Source organism: Dyella jejuensis, assembly GCF_044904675.1.
GTDB classification, from domain to species: domain Bacteria; phylum Pseudomonadota; class Gammaproteobacteria; order Xanthomonadales; family Rhodanobacteraceae; genus Dyella_B; species Dyella_B jejuensis.
The window spans coordinates 45,289-68,824 of the sequence record NZ_JADIKJ010000001.1; the positions used below are offsets into that span (position 1 = coordinate 45,289).

17 protein-coding genes and 1 pseudogene are annotated in these 23,536 nt (G+C 62.3%); 11 read left to right on the forward strand and 7 right to left on the reverse strand.

The genetic code is table 11. From position 1 onward, the window contains the following. Positions 1–40 precede the first annotated feature (40 nt). From ISP15_RS00180 to fabD, 4 genes are all read right to left on the reverse strand, one after another. On the reverse strand, positions 41–616 hold the full coding sequence (locus tag ISP15_RS00180) for a DUF4255 domain-containing protein (RefSeq protein ID WP_404543725.1): 576 nt from the start codon (positions 614–616) through the stop codon (positions 41–43). A gap of 352 nt (positions 617–968) precedes the next feature. Continuing rightward, positions 969–1,619 (reverse strand): response regulator, encoded by a 651-nt coding sequence (locus ISP15_RS00185; RefSeq protein WP_404543727.1) that lies wholly within the window; start codon positions 1,617–1,619, stop codon positions 969–971. Next, positions 1,616–2,359, reverse strand: coding sequence for a sensor histidine kinase (locus ISP15_RS00190; RefSeq protein ID WP_404543729.1), 744 nt, complete (start codon positions 2,357–2,359; stop codon positions 1,616–1,618). Before ISP15_RS00190 ends, ISP15_RS00185 begins: the two co-directional genes overlap by 4 nt. A gap of 479 nt (positions 2,360–2,838) precedes the next feature. Beyond that, positions 2,839–5,304: an ACP S-malonyltransferase gene (gene fabD, locus ISP15_RS00195; RefSeq protein ID WP_404543732.1), complete on the reverse strand. Its 2,466-nt coding sequence runs from the start codon at positions 5,302–5,304 to the stop codon at positions 2,839–2,841. 447 nt (positions 5,305–5,751) lie between these two features. Between fabD and ISP15_RS00200 the strand changes: the two are divergent. From ISP15_RS00200 to ISP15_RS00210, 3 genes and pseudogenes are all read left to right on the forward strand, one after another. Next, positions 5,752–7,098 (forward strand): annotated as a pseudogene (locus ISP15_RS00200) (FAD-dependent oxidoreductase); the annotation flags it as partial. Between the two features lie 320 nt (positions 7,099–7,418). Further along, positions 7,419–8,948 carry an asparagine synthase-related protein gene (locus ISP15_RS00205; RefSeq protein ID WP_404543736.1) on the forward strand — a complete coding sequence of 510 codons (1,530 nt, stop codon included), beginning with the start codon at positions 7,419–7,421 and terminating at the stop codon, positions 8,946–8,948. Positions 8,949–9,103: 155 nt separating this feature from the next. Beyond that, positions 9,104–10,045: a LysM peptidoglycan-binding domain-containing protein gene (locus tag ISP15_RS00210; RefSeq protein ID WP_404543741.1), complete on the forward strand. Its 942-nt coding sequence runs from the start codon at positions 9,104–9,106 to the stop codon at positions 10,043–10,045. Between the two features lie 41 nt (positions 10,046–10,086). On the opposite strand, the gene ISP15_RS00215 is transcribed toward ISP15_RS00210, so the two are convergent. From ISP15_RS00215 to ISP15_RS00225, 3 genes are all read right to left on the reverse strand, one after another. Then, positions 10,087–11,814 carry a protein kinase domain-containing protein gene (locus tag ISP15_RS00215; RefSeq protein WP_404543743.1) on the reverse strand — a complete coding sequence of 576 codons (1,728 nt, stop codon included), beginning with the start codon at positions 11,812–11,814 and terminating at the stop codon, positions 10,087–10,089. Continuing rightward, the gene (locus ISP15_RS00220; RefSeq protein ID WP_404543746.1) at positions 11,801–12,208 is read right to left on the reverse strand and encodes an FHA domain-containing protein; all 408 of its coding nucleotides are present in this window, start codon (positions 12,206–12,208) and stop codon (positions 11,801–11,803) included. The genes ISP15_RS00215 and ISP15_RS00220 overlap by 14 nt, the downstream gene beginning before the upstream one ends. 230 nt (positions 12,209–12,438) lie before the next feature. Then, positions 12,439–12,693 (reverse strand): hypothetical protein, encoded by a 255-nt coding sequence (locus ISP15_RS00225; protein WP_404543748.1) that lies wholly within the window; start codon positions 12,691–12,693, stop codon positions 12,439–12,441. 670 nt (positions 12,694–13,363) lie between these two features. Here ISP15_RS00225 and ISP15_RS00230 point away from each other — a divergent pair. From ISP15_RS00230 to ISP15_RS00265, 8 genes are all read left to right on the forward strand, one after another. Next, positions 13,364–14,521: an undecaprenyl/decaprenyl-phosphate alpha-N-acetylglucosaminyl 1-phosphate transferase gene (locus ISP15_RS00230; RefSeq protein ID WP_404543751.1), complete on the forward strand. Its 1,158-nt coding sequence runs from the start codon at positions 13,364–13,366 to the stop codon at positions 14,519–14,521. 43 nt (positions 14,522–14,564) lie between these two features. Beyond that, on the forward strand, positions 14,565–15,473 hold the full coding sequence (locus ISP15_RS00235) for a glycosyltransferase family 2 protein (protein ID WP_404543753.1): 909 nt from the start codon (positions 14,565–14,567) through the stop codon (positions 15,471–15,473). Positions 15,474–15,488: 15 nt separating this feature from the next. Continuing rightward, a complete protein-coding gene (locus tag ISP15_RS00240) occupies positions 15,489–16,544 on the forward strand; it encodes an EpsG family protein (protein ID WP_404543755.1) in 1,056 nt (351 codons plus the stop codon). Continuing rightward, on the forward strand, positions 16,541–18,043 hold the full coding sequence (locus ISP15_RS00245; RefSeq protein ID WP_404543757.1) for an asparagine synthase-related protein: 1,503 nt from the start codon (positions 16,541–16,543) through the stop codon (positions 18,041–18,043). Before ISP15_RS00240 ends, ISP15_RS00245 begins: the two co-directional genes overlap by 4 nt. A 204-nt stretch (positions 18,044–18,247) precedes the next feature. Then, complete coding sequence (locus ISP15_RS00250) at positions 18,248–19,714, forward strand: asparagine synthase-related protein (protein WP_404543760.1); 1,467 nt, start codon at positions 18,248–18,250, stop codon at positions 19,712–19,714. Further along, on the forward strand, positions 19,711–20,877 hold the full coding sequence (locus ISP15_RS00255) for a right-handed parallel beta-helix repeat-containing protein (RefSeq protein WP_404543762.1): 1,167 nt from the start codon (positions 19,711–19,713) through the stop codon (positions 20,875–20,877). Before ISP15_RS00250 ends, ISP15_RS00255 begins: the two co-directional genes overlap by 4 nt. Positions 20,878–20,910: 33 nt before the next feature. Continuing rightward, positions 20,911–22,092, forward strand: coding sequence for a glycosyltransferase family 4 protein (locus ISP15_RS00260; protein ID WP_404543765.1), 1,182 nt, complete (start codon positions 20,911–20,913; stop codon positions 22,090–22,092). A 260-nt stretch (positions 22,093–22,352) separates the two neighbouring features. After that, positions 22,353–23,522 (forward strand): right-handed parallel beta-helix repeat-containing protein, encoded by a 1,170-nt coding sequence (locus ISP15_RS00265; RefSeq protein ID WP_404543768.1) that lies wholly within the window; start codon positions 22,353–22,355, stop codon positions 23,520–23,522. The last annotated feature ends 14 nt before the right edge of the window (positions 23,523–23,536 follow it).

Below are 23,536 nucleotides of genomic sequence, written 5' to 3' on the forward strand. Positions count from 1 at the left end.
TACCCGGCCCGCCGCAGGCTGCCGCGATCGATGGCCGCGCTCATGGCGTCGCCTCGGTTTCGGTCTGGCTGACCACCGGATCGCGACTGCGCACAGCGCCGGCGTCGAGCGTGATCATGCGCACGCGGAACAGCGCCGACGGCAGATAGCGACCGCCGTGAATGCTCCACAGGCTGTGCATCTCGTGGCTGCTCAGGTTCTCCATGTTCAACGCCAGCCGTTCCAGGCGCGTATCCATGCCGGGGGTGTTCTGATGATCCAGCACGGGATTGCCTTGAAAAAAGGCAATCGCCCTGGACAGGAATTTCAAGGCCTCCGGATAATGGCTGCCGCTGAAATTGGCGGCGCACATCACCAGCAGGTTCAAGTACACCGGCGCTGCATTCTGGATGACGCCGTTGCCGTACCCGATCGGCATGGCGGTCGACCGGTGCGCCAGCGTGTCGCGTTCGACCCCGCTGAGGAACAGCACCAGCTTGTTCGCCGACAGCACCACCGGAACCCCGCCGAGTTCCTGCAGATTGCAGACCACCACCACGTCCTCGGCCACATCGAACTGCCGACGGAAGTGGCCGTTGAGGTGCGACGCAAGATGTTCGAGCACGCGATCGATCACTACCCGCCCCTGTCCTTCTGCATGACCTGCCCCGCCTTGCACCGCGGACTGAGCCGCGCCCGTAAGGGTTCCCTGCAAGAAGGCCGGGCTAGGTTACGCCGCCGTACCCGTCGCGACCTATCAGCAATCTGCTGATATTGACCTCCGTTTTGCTGAGGCGAGCGATCGTGCGGAACACCGCGACGAGGCTCGCACTGGGATGCTGGCAATGCTTGCGACCCGCCGCGCACGAGGCGCCGGCCAAGTGCCGGACAACACTTTTACGATGCCTGCGCACGCTGGTACGCAGTGTTTGGCTGGCGTGGATCGGATGGCCGAGGCCGGCCGGCGCCAGGCGCCGCCGGCCTTGCGTTCAATCGAGCGCGGTCAGGCCTTGCCTGACTGCATAGCGGGTAAGGTCGGCCACGCTGCGTATGTTGAGTTTGCGGAATACATGCGAACGGTGCGTGGCGACCGTTTTGGCGCTGATGTGGAGCCGGTCCGCCACTTGCTGCGTGGAATGGCCTTCGGCCAGCAGCCGCGTAATGTCACGCTCGCGCCATGTGAGCGGCGGCGGCACCCAGGCATCCTGGCCGCCGCCGGCTTCCCGGCAGGCGCCCAAGATGGGCGCCACCAGCTCGGCGCTCAGGAACAACTGTCCGTTGAAAACATGGCGAATGGCGCGCGCCAACTCATCGCAACAGTTTTCCTTCAATACATAACCCGATGCGCCCGCCTCCATCGCCATCCGCACTTGTCCTGGCTGGGCGCTGGCCGAAAGGCACAGCACCTTGCTGGACAGGCGTTCGCTGCGCACGCGCCGCGCCACCTCGATGCCGTTCATTACCGGCATGGTGACATCCGCGACCACGACATCCGGATGCAGGGCACGGGCAAGCCGCAACAGGTCCACGCCGTGGCCGGCATGCCCCAGCAGTTCGAAGTCGGGCTCGCGCTGCAACAGTGCCACCAGTCCTTCGCGCAGCATCAGGTGATCGTCGCCCAGGACAACCCGCACCTTCATCGCAAGCTCGCCCGGCCAGGCAAACGCACGACTCGCCTGCCCGGCCAACCTTGTTCGGCAAAATCGCCCGGCCAGCGGATACACGCATGTACTCCCGCGCCAGGACCGGCTTGCAGGTTGAAACTGGCATCGACGCGGGCCAGCCGCTCGGGCATGGCGCCCAAGCCCAGGCCGCCATGCTCGCTGTGCCGCTGGTAGACCGCGACCGGGTCGAAACCTGGGCCATCGTCGCTCACCGTCAATTCAAAGCCGTAGGCTAGCGCCGTCAGCACCAACTCCACGTTGGCGCCTGGCGCGTGCTTGCAGGTGTTGAGCAGCAACTCCTGGATCGCCTGCAGCACGGCAATGGCAACCGGCGGCGGCGGATCGAATACCGAATCGTCGCAGTCGATATGCAGCGCCAGGCCGGTAAACGAGGAAAGCCTCCGGCCGAGATGGATCAACGAGGTCGTCAGCGACATCGACTTGTCCGCTGCCATGCCACTGTCCCATTCCTCCAGCACTTGCCGGGTGCCGCGCAGCGCCTCGCACACCAGCGAGCGAATGCCGCCAAGCACCTGGGCACCGGCAACACGTTCGGATTGCCTGGCCTGATCGAGTTCAAGCAGGGCCAGCGTCATCAATTGCGTGGGGCCATCGTGCAGGCGTTGCATCAGGCGCGTAGCTACCTGAGTGGTGGCGCCATGCGATGGCGCACGCCGCAACGATACCGCTTCTTCGCCGTCAACTGCCTTATGCATCAGTGCCATCGCTGCTTCCATCCTCACGCTATCCGTGGTCGGCTGGATCAACGTCCCCAAGGACGCACTGCGCCAACGGCCCATGCGAAGCGGAGGAAATCGCCACGGCGCTACATGGCACGCGGATCGGGCACGCGATCCAGTCGCGCCCACCCGCGACGCCTTGTCGCAGCACAATGCCGACGGCCACGCAGCGTGCGCCCCTTACGGGCGCACGAACCGTCGCTATAACGAGGAAGTGTCGACCAACGTCATCCTGATGCTGCGAATAAAGCGCTTGGCAATTCCCCCCGGAGATACCGGCGCCAATGTTCGCATTGATAGTCGCCAGGTAGCAATGCAATCGTTGGTGCAAAAAGATGCGCTTTCCGTTCTTTGCAAAAGCCTTCGAGCCGGTGGAGCCGGCTTTCACAAAGTCATCACATATGGCAAACAGCGCACGCCGCCTCGGCGTTGCTTCGTGATGTCCACACCGTCAATCAGGTCATCGACGAACAGGCTTCGATCGCGGGCGACGGCACCGCGGCGATGACCGCGGGATGCGATGGGCGGTTCGGCGGATGACTGGATGCCGCTGCTTGCTGACTACCGCGAGCAGCCGTCATCGAACCCAGGTATTCCGCCGTTGCCTGCATCAGGGTCACGGCGATCTGGTCGACATGCCGTTGTGTCCATGCTTCCAGCGCCGTGCCTTTCACCCACTGGTTGAAAGCACCGAGCGCGGGGCCCGTGTGCACCTGATAGTTGACCTGGTCTTCGTCCGAGTTGCTAAAAGCAAGGCGCATGGAATAGGCGAAATACCAGCGAAAAACCAGGCTCATGCGGTATCTGGGATTGGACTGCGCCTTGGTGAGGTCTTGCGTGCGTCCGTCTTCGCGCAGGTGGCGCTCGACTTCTTCCCATACCTGCGCCAGGCTGCGCCCGAAATAGTTGCCCTCCAGCTGCATGCGCATCGCGGTGGGGATCGCATCCAGGCTGTCGTGCTGGGTGTATAGCGAATAGAGCTTGTTGGCGCGCATCGGAAACAACGATCCCTTCTTGAGCACCTGGATGCGCGCGCCCGTCTCGAACATGTCGCCAGCAGGGGCGTAGGCCGTGTCGTGGATGCCGGCCTGCTGCAACAGGTCTTTGACCATAGGCGTGGCGCCCGCTTCAATCGTGCATTGGTTGATCGAGCCGGTAAGGATGAAATCCGCACCCATGACGAACGCGGCGGCCGCGGCCATCGGCGTGCCGATGCCGCCGGCCAGACCGACGCAGATGGGTTCCTGATAATGAAATTGGTCGACCAGCGCATCCTTGAGCTGCAACATCGCCGGCAACAGGATGGCGGGATGGCCGCCCTCGGTGTGACCGCCGGAATCGGCTTCGACGCAGAGGTCGTGGGCCATCGGAACATACTTCGCCAGCTCGGCCTGCTCGCTGGTGACCGCGCCTTCTTTGCGTAGCGCCTCGACGATGGCCGCAGGCGGCGGGCTCAGGAACGCACGGGCCACTTCCAGCCGGGACACTTTGGCGAGCACGCGGTGCGCGCACTGTACCCGGCCCGCGGTATCGCGGCTCAATCCTTTCACGCGGAACAGCACCAACGCCGGGGTCATTTGCATGAAGGCCGCCGCTTCAATGTGGCGGACGTGGTACTTGAGGTACAGATCTACGGTGGCGCGCTCCAGCGCCGGATCGCCGTAGTTGGCCAGCAGGTTCATGCCATAGGCAGCGTGTGCCGGCAGTTGCGCCTGGATGTCCTGGATGGCTTGTTCGATCTGCGAAAGACTCAGACCACCAGTGCCGAGGTAGCCAATCAGGCCGGCCTGCCCCATGCGGACGACTAATTGCGTGGAAGCGATACCGCGGTACATCGCGCCGGCCACATACGCATACTGGATGTCATAGCGCTCACGAAAAACCGCGCTGCCGAGTTGTTGCGCATCCCACGCTATCGCGGTGGCGGACGATGGCGCCAGGCGTAATGTCGTGGAAGGCGCCGTGTTGCCATCGGTCGATGCCACGGCAACCGGAGCAAGCACAGCCGGGCGCGCTGTGGCGCCGGGTGCCTTCGGCACGTCGTCGCGGATCGGCGATTCGGTCCTGCGAATGGTGTCGACAAGTTTGCCCAGGACGTTGCCGCCGGCCCGATTCGAGTCCGCGCCAATTTCTTCATACTCGAGCGCACCACGTCCCATCAGGTAGCGGATGGTATCGGTCCAGCGCACGGGACTTACGATCTGCCGCGCCAGCAGTTCGGCGACTTGTCCTGGGCCATACGGGCGTGCCGTTGCATTGGCGATAACCGGCATGGCGGGATCGGCGAAGGCGAAGTCCCGCAGGAAATGGGAAAACGCTTGCTGCACGCTTTGCATGTAGCGCGAATGGAAGGGTGCGCTCACATTGAGCACGATGCATTGCACGCCATGGGCGGTCAGCAGTTTTTCGGCAGCAACGATGCTGGCGGTATCGCCGGCGATCACCGTCTGGGCAGGCGAGTTGAAATTAGCCAGGTCAATCGCATCCAGCTGGTGCTCGCGCAAAAAGGAATGCAAAGCGTCTGCCCGCATGCCAAGTACCGCGGCCATGCCGCCTTGACCGGCCTGGCTCATCAGCTCGCCGCGCTTTTGCACGATGCGCAGGCCTGTCTCGAAATCGAAGCAGCCTGCCGCATGCAAGGCGCACAGTTCCCCCAGGCTATGGCCGGCCATGGCTTCAATCGTGGCGCCCGGATGCTGCTCGCGCCACTGGTAATAGCCCAGTGCGTTGACTACATAGAGTGCCGGTTGCGTGTATTGGGTGAGATTGAGCCGATTGTGGAGATCGCGCAGGCAAAGCTCGTCGATCGGATAGCCCAGCAGCTCGGAGGCGGCTTGCACGTGACGCGGATACGCGCCAAACAGCTCCTTGCCCATACCGGGATATTGGCTTCCTTGACCTGGAAAAAGCAGGATTTTCATAGGCGCTTGTCATCGGCAAATGAATCAACGGGACTTATTTTGACGGCCGAAGAACAGTAGCTTCGGACGTTCCGACAAGAACGATTCACGCAAGACCTACAAATGTGAAACTGCCGAAGGCAAAGTCAAAGCGATGTGACGATGGAGGGAAACATGGCGCGCCATCGCCAAGCGGTTCTCATAAAAAAGGGGGACATATCTTCATGCCGTTTCACCGGAGCAGCCTCGACATTACGCTTCTGTAGCCGCCATCGATCAGTTTGCGCGAGCGCAACGATACGGCAGTCGCCGCGCGCGATGACCTGAGCAGCGCGAACGACGAACACCTTTGCCGTGCACCCATGTGTGTCTGCGATTAACAGCGGCTTCATTCGCTTTTGATCGCCGCATTGAGATGGTTGATCGCCGAACCGCGGTGGAACGGCATTCACGCCACGAGGAGGCGGCATGGCGAGGCAAACAATCACCCTGATCGGTGGCGGCCTGGTAGGCGCGTTGCTCGCGCAGCTCCTGGCCGCGCGCGGCTTCAACGTCGAGGTATTCGAGAAGCGATCCGATCCCAGGCGTGCCAGCCTCACCCGTGGCCGCACGATCAATCTTGCCCTTGCCGAGCGTGGCTTGCAGGCATTGCGTGTCGCGAATATGGCCGAGCATGCGCTGCAAAAATCGGTGATGATGCGTGGCCGGATGGTGCACCCGCTTGATGGCATGTCTGGATTGCAACGCTATGGCGTGGACGATAGCGAAGTGATCTGGTCCATTTCGCGCAGTGGGCTCAACGCGCTGTTGATCGACCAGGCCGAGGCGGCCGGCGCCCGGTTCCATTTTGGCCACGCACTGGCGGAGGCCGATATCGATGCACAACGCATCACGCTGTTCGATGAGAACCATATTCGACGCGAACACGATACCGGCTTGCTGATCGGGGCCGATGGCGCAGGCTCCGCCTTGCGCGCCGCCATGGACGTCCATCTGCCGCTCGGCATCCGTGTGGAACCGCTCGGCCACGGTTACAAGGAACTGGAGATCCCGGCCGCTGGCCGAGGCCAATTTGCCATCGAGCCGCACGCGCTCCACATCTGGCCGCGCGGCCGCTACATGTGTATTGCGACACCCAATATCGCCGGCAGCTTCAACGTTACCTTGTTCCTGCCACAACACGGGTCCTACCCAAGCTTCGATACGTTGCCTGATGCGGATGCCGCCAGCGCGCTTTTCCGCCGGGAATTTCCCGACCTGCTGCCGTTGATGCCACGCTTTGCGCACGATTACGACGGCCATCCGGTGGGCAAGCTGGCCACGCTTTATCTCGACCGCTGGCATATCGACGGCCGCGCCGCGCTGATCGGCGATGCGGCGCACGCCATCGCACCGTTCCACGGCCAAGGGATGAACTGCGGTTTTGAAGATGCGGTGGTCCTGGCCGAGCAATTGGCGAACTCCGCTGGCGACACTGCCGGTGCCTTCGCGGCGTTCCAACGCATCCGCAAGCCCAATGCCGATGCCATCGCGGCCATGACGCTGGAAAACTATGTCGAGATGCGCGACTCCGTCACCGACCCACATTATCTGGCTAAGCTGGAACTCGGCGCACGGCTGGCGCAACGCGCGCCAGACCATTTCATGGCACGCTATCGCATGGTCACGTTCACGCAGCTGCCTTATGCCTACGCGCATGAGCGCGGGCGCGCACAAGATCAACTGCTCGAAAATCTGCTGCGCGCGTGTCCCCATCCCGGCGACGTATCACTGGACGCCGCCGTGTCCGCCTTGCAGGCCACGCTGCCTCCGCTACCGCTGCGCATGCAAGGCGACATAGCGCCGCTGCCGCCATCCGTGCCAACAATCCATGCCGAGCAGAAACATGATCCGGATCGCCCGTCCAGCCTTCCGCTTGCGCCGGTTTTCCAGGTCGACGGCGCCAGCCAAGCCATGAAAACCCGCAGAGCGAACCCGTGTTCCGGATATGCGGAAGGCCGCCATAACCCTTATTCCATTCCGGATCGCACATAGGCGTTTAGGTTGGCAAGCTTTAACAGCGCATACACGGCACCCTTCCTAGGATCGCTGCTACGCATCCGCTAATGCGGACGACGAGAAACCTGGGGGGTGCCGTGGCATCGCGTGACGACATCGTGAAGTGCCAGCCATCTGGCCTTGGCCTGCTTGGCGGCCGTGGCGATTTTGCGCACATCGAGACAATAGGTGCCGGTGCGCAACCTACTTATCTTTACACCAGCCCCTACGCGGGCGACGCGGATTTTTCTCCGCTGGAAACGCGCCGTGCAGAGAGCGGGCCCATCGATCACGTCTCGCTTGCCGATCTCTTGCGCAATGCCTTCGTTTATCCGCCGCACACCATTTATCGCGATGTAAAGAACCTGGCGACCGGCTTTGCTTTGCAGCAAGACATGGGCAACGAGCTGCGCTTCCACTTCGCCTACCAGTCGGCTTCGGCGGCATCGCGTCCGGCATCCAATGCGGTAAGCGACGAAGCATTGCTGCATACCTACCATCAGCTGCTCACCCGCGCCGTGCAACAGTGCACGGCCGATATCAAGGCGCCCTGGCTCCTGCAAAGCGGCGGCAAGGATTCCACGTCCCTGGCTATCGCTATCGCCGACGTGCGTCCGGATACGACCTGCGTGACTTACCTCGGCGGCAAGGAGGAGAACGAGGTCGAGTCGGCGCGTTTCGTCGCGCGGCGGCTGGGCCTGCGCCATGAAGGCCTGGTATGCGATCCGGCGCGGGCCTACGACCGCTATCTGGCCATGGCGCCGCGCATGCCTCTGTTGACGGCCGATTTCGCCACCCTTTCCTATGCGGATCTGGCTACTGAAATCGGCCATCGCCAAGGCGACGGCATCATCGATGCGCTGGGCGTGGATCCTTATTTCGGCGTGCCCCTGCACTTGAAAGATCACCTGCTGCGCGTGCTGGCACGAAGCGCGCGGATACCCGGCGCGCTGCTCAAGCACCCGCTCGTCGGCCGCAGCTTCAAGCTCTGTTTCGCGCTTGGCACGCTGCAGATGACCGCGTTCGAACGCTACTTCCCAGGTTCGCGCTTCAGCGACGGTGAAGTGGATGACATGTTCGGCTGGAACATATCCACCCACTCGCGCAAGCGCATGGAGGCGTTCCATGGCGACATCGAGGCCGCGCAGTCGGCGGAGGCGGTGCGGCGCATGGTGCTGGTCGTGCTGGAGGCGGCGGGAATGGCCAAGGGCATGTACACCGCCAAGGCCGCGGGCTTGCGCCTGGCCTATCCCTATTGCGACAAGCAATTCTGCGAGTGGATTTTCAACGGCGTTCCGGACGATCGCCTGATTGGCCCCGGCGGCTTGAACAAGGTATTGATGCGCCGATACATCGCCCAGCACTTCCAGCAATTGCCCTACGTGCAGTCCAAGGGCTCATTCCGTTTCGACGTGCAAGGCCTGGCAAGGCAACGCTTCGAGCAGGTGCATGCGTTCGCCGTGCAGTTGCGCGGATTGCTGCCGGGAGCGCCGAAATGGCTGGAAGATCACCGGCATTGCCTGGGCAACAAATTCTTCGCTTCCAAATTCTGCCTGCTTGCGGTAACGCTTCCGTGGCTGTCCAGTCGCCTGGGTAATGCCACGAGCATGGTCGAAAGCCACGCATAAGGCGAGGCATCCAGGGGCGCCCGGGACATGCGCTTGCCGGTTTGGCCTCTACGCATCTAGAGGGCCTGTTCGCGTGCGAACAGGCCCTAGCTTGTTCCGAAGGCTGATATATATTGGCTGTCCGCGTGCACGGCTGTGCATAAAAGAAGTGAAGCATGACCGCTACCCGAACTCTCACCGCCCTGCCCGCTGCCTGGCTGGTGCGCACGCTGGTCCTGCTGGCCTTGGTCAACGCGGCGGCTTGCGCGCAGATCAAATCGAAATGGGGCAGCGGCTCCAGCCATCCTGCCGTACCGCCGCAAGCATCCATCAACACTGTCACGCCCGCGGTGCCGGAACAGTCACTGGCATCCATCCTCGACAACGATCTCCAGAACGGCCGTTATACCGAAGGGCGCCTGGCGCTGGAGCGCTACCTGCAACGGCATCCCGGCGATCACGCGGCGCAATCCATCCTGAAACAGCTGACGGCCGACCCGGTGCAGATGCTGGGAGCGCCATCGCGCACGCATGTGGTCCAGCCCGGCGAATCGTTCAGCACCCTGGCTGCGCGTTATCTGGGGGATGCGAATTTATTCGTGGTGCTGGCTCGCTACAACAACTCCACCGATCCTTCGCGGCTGCGTGCAGGTACCACATTACGCTTGCCGGCATCGGCGAACGGCGCGGCGGATCTCGCCAATGCCGGCGCTCATGCCGGAACGGCGACAGGCGCCAGTGGTTCCGCCCCGGCTTCCGACAACACGAATGGCAACGCCGGTGCTGACGGCCCGTCACAGAGCGCACGGGCAGAGCAATTGCAAGCCCAAAGCCTCGCGTTGCTGGATCACGGACAGAAAGACCTGGCGTTGGCGCGCCTGGACCAGGCGCTGGTGCTCGATCCCACCCTGCCACCCACGAATGCCAGGGAAAAAGCGTTGCGCACGGAGCTGGTGAACACCTTCCACCAGCAAGCCATCGTGCTATACCGAGACCAACAGCTCGACCGGGCGATTGCGTTGTGGGACCGCGTGCTGGCGATCGACCCCACCAACGAGCCGGCCAAGATCTATCGCGCGCGCGCCTTGGAATTGAAGCAGCGGCTCCAGCAGTACTAACCGCTTGAACCGCTTCTTGCCGGCACGCGGGAAAGCCGGCGCTAGGCCGGATCGTCCCTGGCGATCGGCGTGGCGATGATCAAGGTAGGCTGGATGACATCGACGTTCGCGGCGCCAGCCCGCGGCGCTTCTTTCCGCCCCGGTTTATCTGACGACAGTGCTTCGGTCATCATGTTGAAGGCGACGAACAACCTTCCCAGTTCATCGCGCCGCGCCAGCCGGATGCGGTGCTGATAGTCTCCGCGCGCCACGCGCAGCATGGCATCGGCAAGCAAGTCCAGCACGACCTGCAAGCGGCGGAACAGCCAATAAGCCGCGCCCACCACCGCCACCAGCGTCACCAGCAGCACCCCGGCGATCACCCACAGTGCCGTAACCTGCGCCGCGCGCAGCGGAGCATCGCTGATGCCCAGGCGCAGGTCGCCGACCTGCTTGGTCTGGTAGTGGATCGGCACGTCGAAAAGCAATGCGCGCTGCCGGCTGGCATGACCGGGAAGCTGGCCGCGATAGCGGCTGATGTCGCCCGCACTGGCCAGCGCCTGCTGGGTGGTCCAGGCAGGAAGCGTTGCATCGATCTCGCCAGGTACCGTACTGGCGATGACCCGTCCATGGCGATCGGCAATCGCCAGGTAATCGATCTGCTGGTTGCGCGCGACGTCTTGTACCAGGGCGCGCGTGGCGGCGGGATCGTCGATGACGATATTCTCCGCGGCGTCGCGCGCAATCATTCGGCCGAGCGAACTGCCAAAGTCCAGCGCCAGTCCGGTCACCGCAATGCTTTGCGTGGCATGGATCGCCAGCATGCCCAGGATCAGCACCAGGCTCAATACCGCGCCCAGCAGCGTCGCCCAGCGCACCCGGATGGAACGCGCGCGCGGCGGCGGGCGATCTTCGTGCGAGCGCTCGTAGCTGCGGCGGGCAAGCCGCAGGTCGTCCACCACTTCCGCGCCCCGCTGGTAGCGAGTGTCCGCGGTAGGCGCCATCAGGGTACGGATGATATCGATGAGGATCGATGGCGTGGCCGGATCGCGCGGCTTGATCGGCGGTTGCGGCAGGCGCCGGCGTTGCCGGACCAGGCGCCGCAGATCCGGTGCCTGCGACCACGGCAGCCGGCCCGCCACCAGCCAGTACAGCACCACGCCCAGCGAAAACAGATCGCCACGCGCATCGGAGCGTCCGCCGAGTAACCGCTCCAGCGGCATGTAGGCGGGCGTGCCTCCGATCTCCGCAAGCGGCTCGGCTGGCAGCGACGCCCCTGCTCCGCGCTCGGCAATGCCGAAATCGGTGATCTTCGCGTAGCGCCAGCCATCCACCAGCATGATGTTCTCAGGCTTGATGTCATGGTGGACCACGCCATGCGCGTGCGCGTAATCGAGCGCGGCAGCCAGCTGGCTGACCAGGTCGATGATCACGGGAACGGATGGAAACCCTTCGTTGGCGACGCGCTGCGCCAGCGTCTCGCCGGACAGGCGTTCCATCGCCAGGTAAGAGCGGCCATCGTCCATCTCGCCCGCATCGAGGATGGTGACGATGTGCGGATGGACAAGCTGGCCGGCAGCGCGGGCCTCCACCTGGAATCGCTCGCGATAGACCGGATCGCCGGCTATCTCCCGATGCAGGCATTTGATCGCCACAGGCCGCTCGATTTCCGGATCGAAGCCGGCATAGACAACCGCCATCGCTCCTTCGCCCAACACGCCCTCGATGCGAAACCGGCCGATCGTTTCAGGGATGGCCGGACTGGCAGGCAGAGGCTCAGGCGAATCCATAAACCAGCAGGGCGATCAACAGGATGCCCGCGACGGCAAGAGCGGCGGCCCAACGCCAGCTGGTCGTGAGATTGCCGCGCTCGCGGGTGAGGAACTCGAATTCGGTGTGGCCGAAGTGCAGCCGGTCGCCGTGCTTGAGTACGGCTTCGTGGATGCGCTTGCCGTTCACATAGGTACCGTTGGTCGACAGCGTATTCATCACGACATAGTGGCCGTGCTGGTTGACGATCCATGCATGCGAGGCGGAGACGCTGGCGTCTTCGATCACGATGTCGTTGCCTGGCCGCCGCCCGACCGTCTGCCGCCCGGACCGGAGCAGGAAGCGCCGATCCTTCAACGCGCCGTTGAGTCCCTTCAGTACCGGCTCGTGCACGCTGGCACGACCGTCCGACACGTGTCCGTCCTCAAGCGCGTATCGGTGCAGCTCCTCCGCCGAAAGGAGCTGGGTACCCTGCGGCCCGGACGGCGGCCGGGCGCGGGATGAAGGCGGTAGTGGCTCGCCATGCGTCATCGGTTTTTCCTGTTTCCCCATGCCTGCGCACTATAACCAACCGGAACGCCAACCGTTACTGCACGCAATCTGTCAGCCCGAAGCAAGCATCCTGCGGCACCAGGGCCCGGCGGTCATTTCCAGTACGGGGTCAGGCGGGCATCCGCGCGATAACTTCCCTGGTTCGGGATGACCGTATCGAGCGACCTGGCCACATCCGCCGACAACGTGAGCCAAAGGCGGAAACGATAAAGAAAGCCCGGGCCGATACCGGTGATGCTCTTGCTGGTCGGGCAATACGAATAGATGGTGCCGTGGTCGACGAAGACATATGCGTCCACGCGGTCGAACAGGTTGTGGTGCCATTCCAGGTTGGCGCAGTACCGCACGGGCTGGACAGGATGCCCGTTTCATAGCCGCGCACGCTACCGAGGCCACTGATCTGGAACAGGTGACCGAGGGAATGTTCTTGCCGCTGCCGAGTTGCCAGCCCGCACCGCGCGTACCGCCTGATCGGATTGCCATAGACGTGGAGGTAATACGCGCTGCCGGGAGCGATCTCGTGGCCTGACTCCCGCCATGTGGTGTTTCTGTGCCAGACATCACCCGACATGCCCCTGCCCCGCACCCGACCACCTTAAAACATGTGATGTATTTCACGCATCACGCTTTTTGCACATGGTAGGCGGCCAAACTCTCCCCACCCCCGGCATACCCCATCGCCGCTCCGCTCTTGATCGCGAAACCAGGGGCTCAAACAGGTCAGCCAGCGCCATTTATCGCGCCGCAGCACCCTCTTTTACAAAAAATATCAACCTTCGGGTGTTACCAGAAAATGACGGATAAAAACGCCAAATAAAGCACGTTTTTTAACAAGGAATACACCGATACCCGAATAAAGTCCCCCTCGGACCGCCCAAGCGAATCCACGTTCGCTTGCCAATAAATCAGGGGGAATTCGCGCCACATGCGGCCCGAAAAAGCATGTGGATAACCCGTTCGTCGACGTACTGCCGCGTCAACGATAGAAGGTCTTGGGAGCACCCCATGCAGTATCGAATGCTGATCTCGTTTGTGATGGCTGTTCTGTCTTCTGCTGCTGCAATGATCTTCCTGTATCGCCATGCTGAATCCATAGGCCTGGTCGACCGGCCTAGCGAGCGCAAGCAACACGTTGGAAACATCCCCTTGATCGGCGGCCTGTCAGCCTTCTTCGGCGTGGTCGTCAGCTCATGCTTCGACGGTCAATCGCCGCTGTTCACCAATGCCCTGCTTGGCACCGGCGCGATACTGGCGCTGACCGGAGCGCTGGACGACCGCTTCGATCTCAGTGTACGCACCCGCCTGCTGGTGCAGACCGGCGCAGTGCTGACGATGGTGTACATCACGGGTGTGTATGTGCATACGCTGGGTCATTTGTTTGGCCATGAGTTTGAATTGGGCACGCTCGGCATTCCGCTGACGATCATCGGGGTCATCGGCGTGCTCAATGCTTTCAACATGATGGATGGCATCGACGGCTTGGCCGGCATGCTGGCGCTGGTCAGCATCGGCGCCATCAATCTGTTCCAGGGCGTGTCGCAATGGCATAGCGTAATCCTGTTGCTGTTGCTGGCCGCCGCGCTGCTGCCCGATCTCGCCGCCAACCTCGGCCTGGTGGGACGCAAGATTTTCCTCGGCGACGCAGGCAGCATGATGCTGGGCTACTTCCTCGCCTGGACCTTGATTGAGCTCAGCCAGGAAGCGCAGCCGCATCTGTCGACGGTGGACGTGCTGTGGTGTGTCGCCCTGCCGGTGCTGGACACGCTGGCGGTGATGGTGCGGCGCATGCGGGAAGGCAAGTCGCCCTTCAAGCCTGATCGCGGGCATATCCATCACATCATGATGGATGCCGGCCTCGGCCCTCGCGCCACCCTGCTGGCGCTGATCGGACTGGCCATGTCGCTGGTCTTCATGGGCTCCTTGACGCGCCATCTGGCACCGGGCAGCAACTTGCTTACGTTTGGCGCCCTCGCCGTCATCTATATCGCCCTGGTAGGCCGTGTTCGTCGGGGCCAGCAGGCACGCCAGGCTACTGCAACCGCCGCGCTGCACCTGTCCCAGCTGACGCGCAGCACTGCGATGGTGGCCCAACTGCAAGCACCGGTGATCGGCGCCACTTACGAACAAGAGGACGAGGCCGTGCAGCGCGATGCGGTAATTGCATCGAAAAAGTGACTGCATGCATGCAAAAAACAACGAACGGACATGGGTAAACCGGATGGAACGCACACAGCTGAAAAAGGGATTCGTCGCCACCGCAACGACCCCCGTTCGCCATGACGCCGACGCCAGCCTTACCGCCGCGGCTCCGGTCAGCGTCGTCGTACCGTGTTATCGCTGCGCGCATACGATTGACAGCGCGGTCGCTTCGGTGGCCGCGCAGAAGGTGCTGCCCAGCGAGGTGATCCTGGTGGATGACGGCAGCGGCGACGGCACGCTGGAGCGCCTGGAAGCCGTTGCGCGAGCTTATCCGCCAGGCTGGATCAAGGTATTGGCGATGCCGCGCAACGGTGGACCGTCAGCGGCACGCAACCGGGGCTGGAGTCACGCAACCCAGCCGTGGATCGCCTTCCTCGATGCCGATGACAGCTGGCACCCGCAAAAGCTGAAGCTGCAACTGGACGCGCTGGCCGCCGATCCGACGATCGCGCTGATCGCCCATGAGATGAATGTGCAATCGCGCGCCACGCCGGCACCGTCGCTACGCTTGCCGGTCAAGCTGCGGGTCTTTCCCCGCCACCTGCTGATGTTGCGAAGCCCGTTTCCGACAGCCTCGATCATGCTTCGACGCGACCTGCCGTTCCGTTTCGACGAAACACGCTGGCGCGCGGAGGATTTCCTGCTGTGGGCGCAGATCCTGCTCTCCGGCCATCGCTGCGCCAAGCTCAACCAGATATTGGCGTCATGGCACAAGCCGCCGTTCGGCGCTGGCGGACTCAGCGGCGACCTGGTGGCCATGTACGAGGCGGCCGTCGATGTGCGCAAGACCTTGCACGAGCAAGGCCTGTTGGGCTGGTGGCAGATGTCCATCGCCGACGCCATGGGCTATGTGCGCTACCTGCGCCGGCGCTTGCTGACTTTCCGCCGGCGCCATGCCGGCGCCTTCCACGTTGAACGTAGTACCTGAGCGGAACATCGACGCATGAACTCAGTCGCGCCGTACCTGAAACACTCCGAACCATCGAACATCGCGACCAACGCGCGCATGATGTTGAGCCTGATATTGCTGGCGTTTGTCTGCGTAGCGGCCGATCTCATCGTCGGCATGCGTGGCATCGACGTGGGCACCGATACTTATGTCTATGCGCAATTCTTCGAGTCATTGCGCGGTGGCCCGGCGCAAACGCGCTTCGAACCGGGCTTCCTGTTCTTGACCGAGCTGCTCAGTGCCTGCGGCTTCAGCGTGAAGGCGTATCAGTTGATCCTGTTTGCCACATTGCTGTGCATGGCTTTCCTGGCTGCGCGCCGCTATTTCGATTATCTCGGCGGCGGCCGTGGCTATATGACGTTCCTCAGCGCCTGCCTGATGATGCTGCTGTTTTCACCGATGTTCGTGAACGCATCGATCAATGCCATGCGCCAGGGCCTGGCGGCATTGCCCGTGTTCGCCGCGCTGCTATGTTTCCAACAACGGCAGTGGCGCGGCTTTTTCCTGTACGGCGTAGTGGCCTGCTGTTTCCATTACTCCTCGCTGCTGTACCTGGCCTGCGCGCCATTGCTATTGCTCAATGTACGGCTGCAGCGCATCGCCGCCATTTTCGCATTCGTGGCTTACTGCACCGGGCTGACCATGGTGGTGGTGCGTTCGGCCGTACCGGCGCTGTACAACGCCGTGATGGATTACAGCCTCAGCGCCAATTACCGCTCCGGCGTGCGCATCGATTTCGCGGTGTTTTCGATTTTCTGGTACCTGTTGCCGTTCCTGCTGTCAGGTCTGGTGCGCAAGCCCTTCAATCAGCGCATCAAGGACAGCACCTCGGTCTACCTGGTGATGGTGCTGCCGTTTTTCATCATGGGCTGGGGCAACTTCTCCAATCGCTATCTGTTGCCGGCCTATCTGGCCGCTTCGCTGATGGTGGCCGCGCTGCTGTTCCACAATCGCCTGTCCATGCTGCGCAACCCCATCCTGCTGCGCGGCGCACTGATCTTGTCCTGCGCCGCTTTTCTCTATTACGTAACTAATCAGGTGGTCGTATGAACGCAGCAACGCTCGGAGGACACCTGGACGCCACCGTCCATGCCGCCACGCCAGACCGTATCCAGATCAACGCCTCGCCCGACGCAGGTGAAGTGGATTTCTCGCCGCTCGGCGAGCACGACCACGATTTCGCCTCCCTCGACCTGGTATCGATCGCCGACCTGCTGCGCAACGCCTTCGTCTATCCGCCGCACACCATCTATCGGAACGTAAAGATCGCCGCCACCGGCTTCGATCCAACGCAGGACATGCACGATCATCCGCAATTCCACTTCGCGTTCCAGGCGGCGCTGGCGCCCTCGCGACCACCCGCGGGAGCGGTGCCGGACCCTGTGCTGCTGCAGACTTTCCACCGGTTGCTGTGCGACGCGGTAGCCCGCTCCACCGCCGGCATGCAGTCGCCCTGGTTGCTGCAAAGCGGCGGCAAGGATTCCACCTCCATGGCCATCGCCGTGGCCGAAGCATGTCCGCGCACCACCTGTCTTACTTACCTCGGCGGCAAGGAAGAAGACGAGGTGGCCTCGGCCCGCTTCGTTGCCAAAAAGCTGGGCCTGCGCCACGAAGCGCTGGTCTGCGACCCCGGCCGCGCCTACGATCGCTATCTGGCGCTGGTGCCGCGCACGCCGTTGCTGACCGCGGATTTCGCCGCCTTGTCCTATGCGGACCTCGCCACCGAAGTCGGTCAGAACCGCGGCGACGGCATCATCGATGCGCTGGGCTCGGATCAATATTTCGGTGTGCCGCTGCATCGGCAGGATCGCTTGCTCGCCATGCTTGCGCGGCGCTTGCGCTTGCCGCAGGACGTATTCAAGTCTCGCCTGGTCAGCCGCAGTTTCAAGCTTTGCTTCGCCCTGGCCACGCTGCAGATGAATGGCTTCGAGCGTTATTTTCCCGGCTCGCGCTTCAGCGATACGGAAGTGGATGAGCTGTTTGGCTGGAACATCGCGTCGCGCTCACGCAAGCGCATGGATACTTTCCATGCTGATATCACGGCTGCCGCATCGGCTGAGGCAGTCCGCCGTATCTCGCTGGTCGTGGGCGAGTCAGCCCACCTTGCCAAGGGCATGTATGTCGCCAGTGCCATGGCATTGCGTTTGGTCTATCCGTATTGCGATCCGAAGCTGCGCGACTGGATTTTCCATGATGTGCCGGACGACATGCTGATCGGCCCTGGCGGCGTCAACAAGGTACTGATGCGCAAATACATCGCCCAGCACTTCGAGCAGCTGCCATACGTGCAAACCAAGGGCTGCTTCCGTTTCGACCTGCGCGGCCTGGCCAGGCAGCGATTCGACCAGGTGCATGCGTTCGCCTTGCAGGCGCAGGCGCTGCTGCCAGGCGCACCGCGCTGGCTGGAAACGCATCGCAGCCGGCTGGACAACAAGTATTTTGCTTCGAAGTTCTACCTGCTTGCGATGACGCTGCCATGGCTGCTCAACCGCATGCAGGCCGCACCCCGCCACCAGGACGTGGCCATCAACGAAAGTGTTTCATCATGACCGAGCACCAACGGTCGCGAATAGAACAAGGATTTTTCTGCGCGCGCGTCAGCGGCAGTCTTGCCGCCGGCGACGTGTCATCTTCTATCGCAGTCAACGTAGAGGCGCCGCGGCGCCATGCACGACTGCGTGAAAAGTTCCGTGGCCGCCCACGCAGGCGTTTACTGCCACGTCATGCATCTGGTGATTCCTATGACTTCCGCCATGTTGCCAAAGAAAGCACACGATTCCGCTGTCCGCTCACGCATTCAGCTCAGCACGTCGCCGTACCAGGACGAGGTTGATTTTTCGGTACTCGACGAGCTCGATCCCGGCAAGGCGCCGCTGGATCTCGTATCGATTGCCGACCTGTTGCGCAACACGTTCGTCTATCCACCGCATTCCATCTACAAGGACGTGAAAGTCGCCGCTTCCGGCTTCGATCCACGGCAGGATCTCCACGAGCATCCCCAGTTCCACTTTCCATTCCAGTCGGCGCTGGCCTCTTCGCGGCCGGCACCGGAGGACGTGGACGACCAGGATCTGCTGAAAACATTTCATCGCTTGCTGTGCGATGCGGTCGCCCATTCCACCAGCGACATGCGCGCGCCGTGGATGCTGCAGAGCGGCGGCAAAGACTCAACCACGATGGCGATCGCGGTGGCCGATGCCAGGCCGCAGACCGTCTGCCTTACCTACCTCGGCGGCGACGAGGAAAACGAAGTGGCATCCGCGCGATACGTGGCGCGAAAGCTGGGCCTGCGCCACGAAGCACTGGTTTGCGATCCTGGCCGCGCCTACGACCGCTATCTGGCGATGCTGCCACGCATGCCGCTGCTTACCGCGGATTTCGCCGCCCTTTCTTATGCGGATCTCGCTACTGAAGTAAGCCTCCGGCACGGCGATGGCATCATCGATGCCTTGGGTTCGGACCAGTATTTCGGCGTGCCGCTGCACAGCCAGCAGCGTGTGCTTGCGATGCTGGCGCGCCGCGTGCGGCTGCCGCAAAGTTTGTTCAAGTCGAAACTGGTCAGCCGCAGCTTCCGCCTTTGCTTTGCATTGTCCACCTTGCAGATGGACCAGTTCGAGCGTTACTTCCCCGGCTCGCGCTTTAGCGACGTAGAAGTGGATGAGCTGTTCGGGTGGGACATCGCCGCCTGTTCGCGACAGCGCATGGAAACGTTCCAGACGGATATTTCCGCCGCCGAGTCGGCTGAAGCGGTACGTCGCATCTCCGTCATCATCGCCGAGTCGGCCGCGCTGGCCAAGGGCATGTACGCAGCCAACGCGATGGCGTTGCGCCTGGTCTATCCGTTTTGCGATAGCGACCTGCGCGACTGGATTTTCCATCACGTTCCGGATGACCGCCTGATCGGCCCGGGTGGCGTCAACAAGGTGCTGATGCGCAATTACATCGCCCAGCATTTCCAGCAGCTTCCGTATGTAAAGAACAAGGGCTCGTTCCGCTTTGACCTGTGCGGACTGGCCAGGCAACGATTCGATCAGGTGCATGCTTTTGCGCTGCAGACACAAAGCCTGCTGCCAGGTGCGCCGCATTGGCTGGAAAACCACCGCGATCGGCTCGACAACAAGTATTTTGCCTCCAAGTTCTATCTGCTCGCCATCACGCTGCCATGGCTGCTCAGCCGCATCAGGCATGGATCGCGGCCGGTCGAGGAGCGGCTGTCATGAAGCGCGCCGCCAACGATGACCAGGCCTCCGATACGCGCCGCGACTTTCTTCGCCGTTCGCTGCAACTGAGCTTGCCGGCCTTGCTGCTATCGACATTGCCCACGCCGTTGAAGGCGTGGGCAGGCCAGCCGCAAGGCGGTGCGTCCGGCGTCGTGATCAATGTTCGCGACAAAGGCGCCAAGGGCGATGGCACGCATGACGACACCGCGGCGATTCAGTCGGCTATCGACGCGCTGCCCGCGGCCGGCGGTACCGTGACCATACCGCCAGGCAACTACATGATCGACGCTTCGCGCGCGATCAGCCTGCGCTCGAACATGTCGCTGCAGATGGCGCCCACGGCACAACTCACCGCCATCGCGAACAACCTGCCGCGCTCGCACGTGATCAAGGTGTGGCGGGTGAACAACGTGCAGATCGTCGGTGGCCGCATCGTCGGCGAACGCAACGGCCATATGGGCACGACGGGTGAATGGGGCTACGGCCTCAACATCGAAGCGTCGAACAACGTCAGCGTTTCGGACCTGCATATTTCCGACTGCTGGGGCGATGGCATCTGGGTCGGCGCCCTCGGTCCGGATGGCAACGCCGTGCCGGCCACCAACGTCACGATCAACCGCGTGATTTCCACCGGCAATCGGCGCCAGGGCATGTCGATCGGGCCGGTGAATGGCGTTACCGTCATGAATTCCACTTTCAGTAATACACAGGGCACCAAACCCGAGGCCGGTATCGATATCGAACCGCAAGGGCAAGGCATGGCGCAGAACATCACCATCAGCCATTGCACCATTACCGGCAACCATGGAACGGGACTGGAGACGCACGACAACGTTGCCGGCCTGGTAATCAAGGACTGCGCCATCCATGACAACGCCGGCTACGGCATCCTGACCGTAGGCGGCAAGCTTGGCGTGGGACCGTCGCAGATCACCATTGCGGACAACGTCATCAGCGACAACGGCCTGATCGGCATAACGATCGCGGGCAATACCAATCGCGCGCAAATCACCGGCAACACGCTTGACGGCAACAGCAACCGCTATTTCCACCGGGTGATATCGGCGCTATCGCTGCGCAGCTCGGATGCCCAGAACCGCGAATTGCGCATCGATGATTCCACCCGCGGCGTTGCCCTTTCAGGCAACAAAATTTCTTCGTGAAGACCGTTTTTCACGGCTTGAGGGCGCGACCGAATGAAGTTTCTTTTTTTCGCCAACACCGATTGGTATCTGTATAACTTTCGCCTTTCTACTGCGTTGCGCCTGCAGGCCGATGGCCATGAAGTAGTGATGGTGTCGCCACCGGGCGAATTCGGCGCTCGCTTTGCGCGACACGGTTTCCGTTGGCTGCCGCTGTCCATGGATCGCGCCAGCCTCAATCCGCTGCGCGAAACGGGCACGCTGTATCAGCTCATCCGCTTGCTGCGGCGGGAACGGCCCGACCTTGTGCATAGCTTTACGCTTAAATGCGCCATCTATGGCGCGCTCGCCGGGCGCGTTGCGCGCGTGCCTGCGATCGTCAATGCGGTAGCAGGCATGGGCTACGTATTCACCAGCGATAGTCGCAAGGCGCGCCTGCTGCGACCGCTGGTCAAGTTGCTCTTGCGCATGACGCTGGGCGGCAGCCGCTCGTTGTTGATCCTGCAGAACCCCGACGATGCGCAGGCTTTTGCCGATGCGGGGCTGGTAGACGCGCGCAAGGTCCGCGTCATTCGCAGCTCTGGCGTCAACACTACGCGCTTTCGCCCGGCGGATAACCGCCAATGCAACGAACACAAACGCTTGCGCGTGCTGCTCGCGGCGCGCTTGCTCTGGGAAAAAGGCATCCGGGAATTCGTCGATGCCGCTCGCCTGTTGCGCGAACAGGGACGCGACGTGGAATGCCTGCTCGCCGGCACGCCGGATGCGGGTAATCCGCATTCGGTACCGCTCGCGCAAGTGCAGCAGTGGTCCAACGAGGGACTGGTACGCTGGCTCGGCCATGTCGAGGATATGCCGGCCCTGCTCAACGCAGTCGACGTGATGGCGCTGCCCAGCTACTACCGCGAAGGCGTGCCGAAATGCCTGATCGAAGGCGCTGCAAGCGGCCTGGCAATCATCACCACCAACCTTCCCGGTTGCCGCGAAGTGGTGCCACGGCATGGCATCGATGGCCTGCAGGTTGAAGCGCGCGATGCGCAGGCACTGGCCAACCGGATCGCGCTGCTCGATGATGATCGCCAATTGCTGTCTCGCCTTGGCGACCATGCCCGGCAGAAGGCACTGGCTGATTTCGACGAACGCCTGGTCATCCAGCGAACCGTTGATGTCTATGCCGAGCTGCTTCGGCCGCGCACCGAGCCGGAAGGCGCCTTGCCGCTGGATGTCGCGGAATAAGAAGAAGAGCCCCGGCGCCCGTCAATGACGGAAGTATTTGGACGTTTAGACGTCCATATGGAAATTGACGGACATGGACCTCGGGTCCATCCGTGCAGTTTACCTTTCGCCCGGTAAATAAAGCGTAATTTCTTCTAGTGTGAACGAAAACACACCGGAAGGGGTTGCGCTTTCACGTGTAAATGACGCAACGTAGCCTCTGTTTTGACGCAAATGAGGCTGTTCCCGCTGTGAAAAGTAATGCGCTGATCTTCACGAACGTGAAAAACCCCAAGCAAGGATGCGCATCGGTAGTAGGGAAAATTGGCATCAACCTGAACGCTCGCCGCAAATTGCTGGCATTCGCCGTCGCATCTCTGGCGTTATCCGCAGTGGCTTCGCCGGCGTCCGCTACCAACTGGTGGACGCAGACACCCGCCGTCTCGGTCGGCTCGACGGTCATCAGCGTTCGCAACATGGGCGCCATGGGCAATGGCACCACCGACGACACGGCCGCATTCCAGGCAGCAATCAACGCCCTGCCCGCCAGCGGCGGCACCATCTCGGTGCCGAACGGCACTTACATGATCAATACCCTCAAGGGCATCACCATGCGCTCGCACACGCGCCTGTCGATGGCCGGGAATGCTTCGCTCGTCGCCATTCCCAACAACGCCCAGCGCTATTGGGTCCTGAAGGTGTGGGACGTCAACAACGTGGAAATCGTCGGCGGCCACATCGTCGGCGACCGTACCAAGCACCAGAATACCGGCGGCGAATGGGGTTACGGCATCAACATCGAGGGCTCCAAATCGGTCTACGTGCATGACATCGCCGTCTCCAATTCGTGGGGCGATGGCGTGCTGGTCGGCGCGACCGGGTCGGGCAGCACTGCGGTGCTATCGAGCGGCGTAACGCTGAACCGGGTCCAGTCCAGCAACAACCGGCGCCAGGGCCTGACCATTGGGCCGTGCACGCAGCTGTACGTTGTCAACAGCAGCTTTACCAGCTCCAATGGCGCCGCACCGCAGGCCGGCATCGACATCGAACCGCAGACCCAGGGCACGACCCAGCAGGTACGCATCGAAGCCAGCACACTGTCCAACAACGTGGGCAATGGCCTGGAAATGCACGCCAACGTAAGCGGTGTCGTGCTGACTGGCAGCACGGCCGAGAACAACCAGGGCTTCGGCGTGTTCGACAGCGGTGCCGACAATGTGCAGATCACCAGCAACAACTTGACCGAGAACTACCTGTTCGGCGTGCAGATTTCCAGCCCGACCAAAGACGTGCAGATCACCAACAACAGCATCACCTATAACGGCGATGCATGGTTCTACGACCACAAGGAGTCCATCTTCACCAAGGGCTGGGATCCGCGCGATATCTCGATCCAAAGCTCCGCCACGGGCATCGCCCAGGCCAACAACGTCATCTCACCGCAGCTTTGACGCCAAACGATGCG

Coding starts and splice junctions, on each gene's coding strand:
- ISP15_RS00185 (WP_404543727.1), bottom strand. CDS start 1,619: ATGAAGGTGCGGGTTGTCCTGGGCGACGATCACCTGATGCTGCGCGAA.
- ISP15_RS00190 (WP_404543729.1), bottom strand. CDS start 2,359: ATGCATAAGGCAGTTGACGGCGAAGAAGCGGTATCGTTGCGGCGTGCG.
- fabD (WP_404543732.1), bottom strand. CDS start 5,304: ATGAAAATCCTGCTTTTTCCAGGTCAAGGAAGCCAATATCCCGGTATG.
- ISP15_RS00210 (WP_404543741.1), top strand. CDS start 9,104: ATGACCGCTACCCGAACTCTCACCGCCCTGCCCGCTGCCTGGCTGGTG.
- ISP15_RS00215 (WP_404543743.1), bottom strand. CDS start 11,814: ATGGATTCGCCTGAGCCTCTGCCTGCCAGTCCGGCCATCCCTGAAACG.
- ISP15_RS00230 (WP_404543751.1), top strand. CDS start 13,364: ATGCTGATCTCGTTTGTGATGGCTGTTCTGTCTTCTGCTGCTGCAATG.
- ISP15_RS00235 (WP_404543753.1), top strand. CDS start 14,565: ATGGAACGCACACAGCTGAAAAAGGGATTCGTCGCCACCGCAACGACC.
- ISP15_RS00240 (WP_404543755.1), top strand. CDS start 15,489: ATGAACTCAGTCGCGCCGTACCTGAAACACTCCGAACCATCGAACATC.
- ISP15_RS00245 (WP_404543757.1), top strand. CDS start 16,541: ATGAACGCAGCAACGCTCGGAGGACACCTGGACGCCACCGTCCATGCC.
- ISP15_RS00250 (WP_404543760.1), top strand. CDS start 18,248: ATGTTGCCAAAGAAAGCACACGATTCCGCTGTCCGCTCACGCATTCAG.
- ISP15_RS00255 (WP_404543762.1), top strand. CDS start 19,711: ATGAAGCGCGCCGCCAACGATGACCAGGCCTCCGATACGCGCCGCGAC.
- ISP15_RS00260 (WP_404543765.1), top strand. CDS start 20,911: ATGAAGTTTCTTTTTTTCGCCAACACCGATTGGTATCTGTATAACTTT.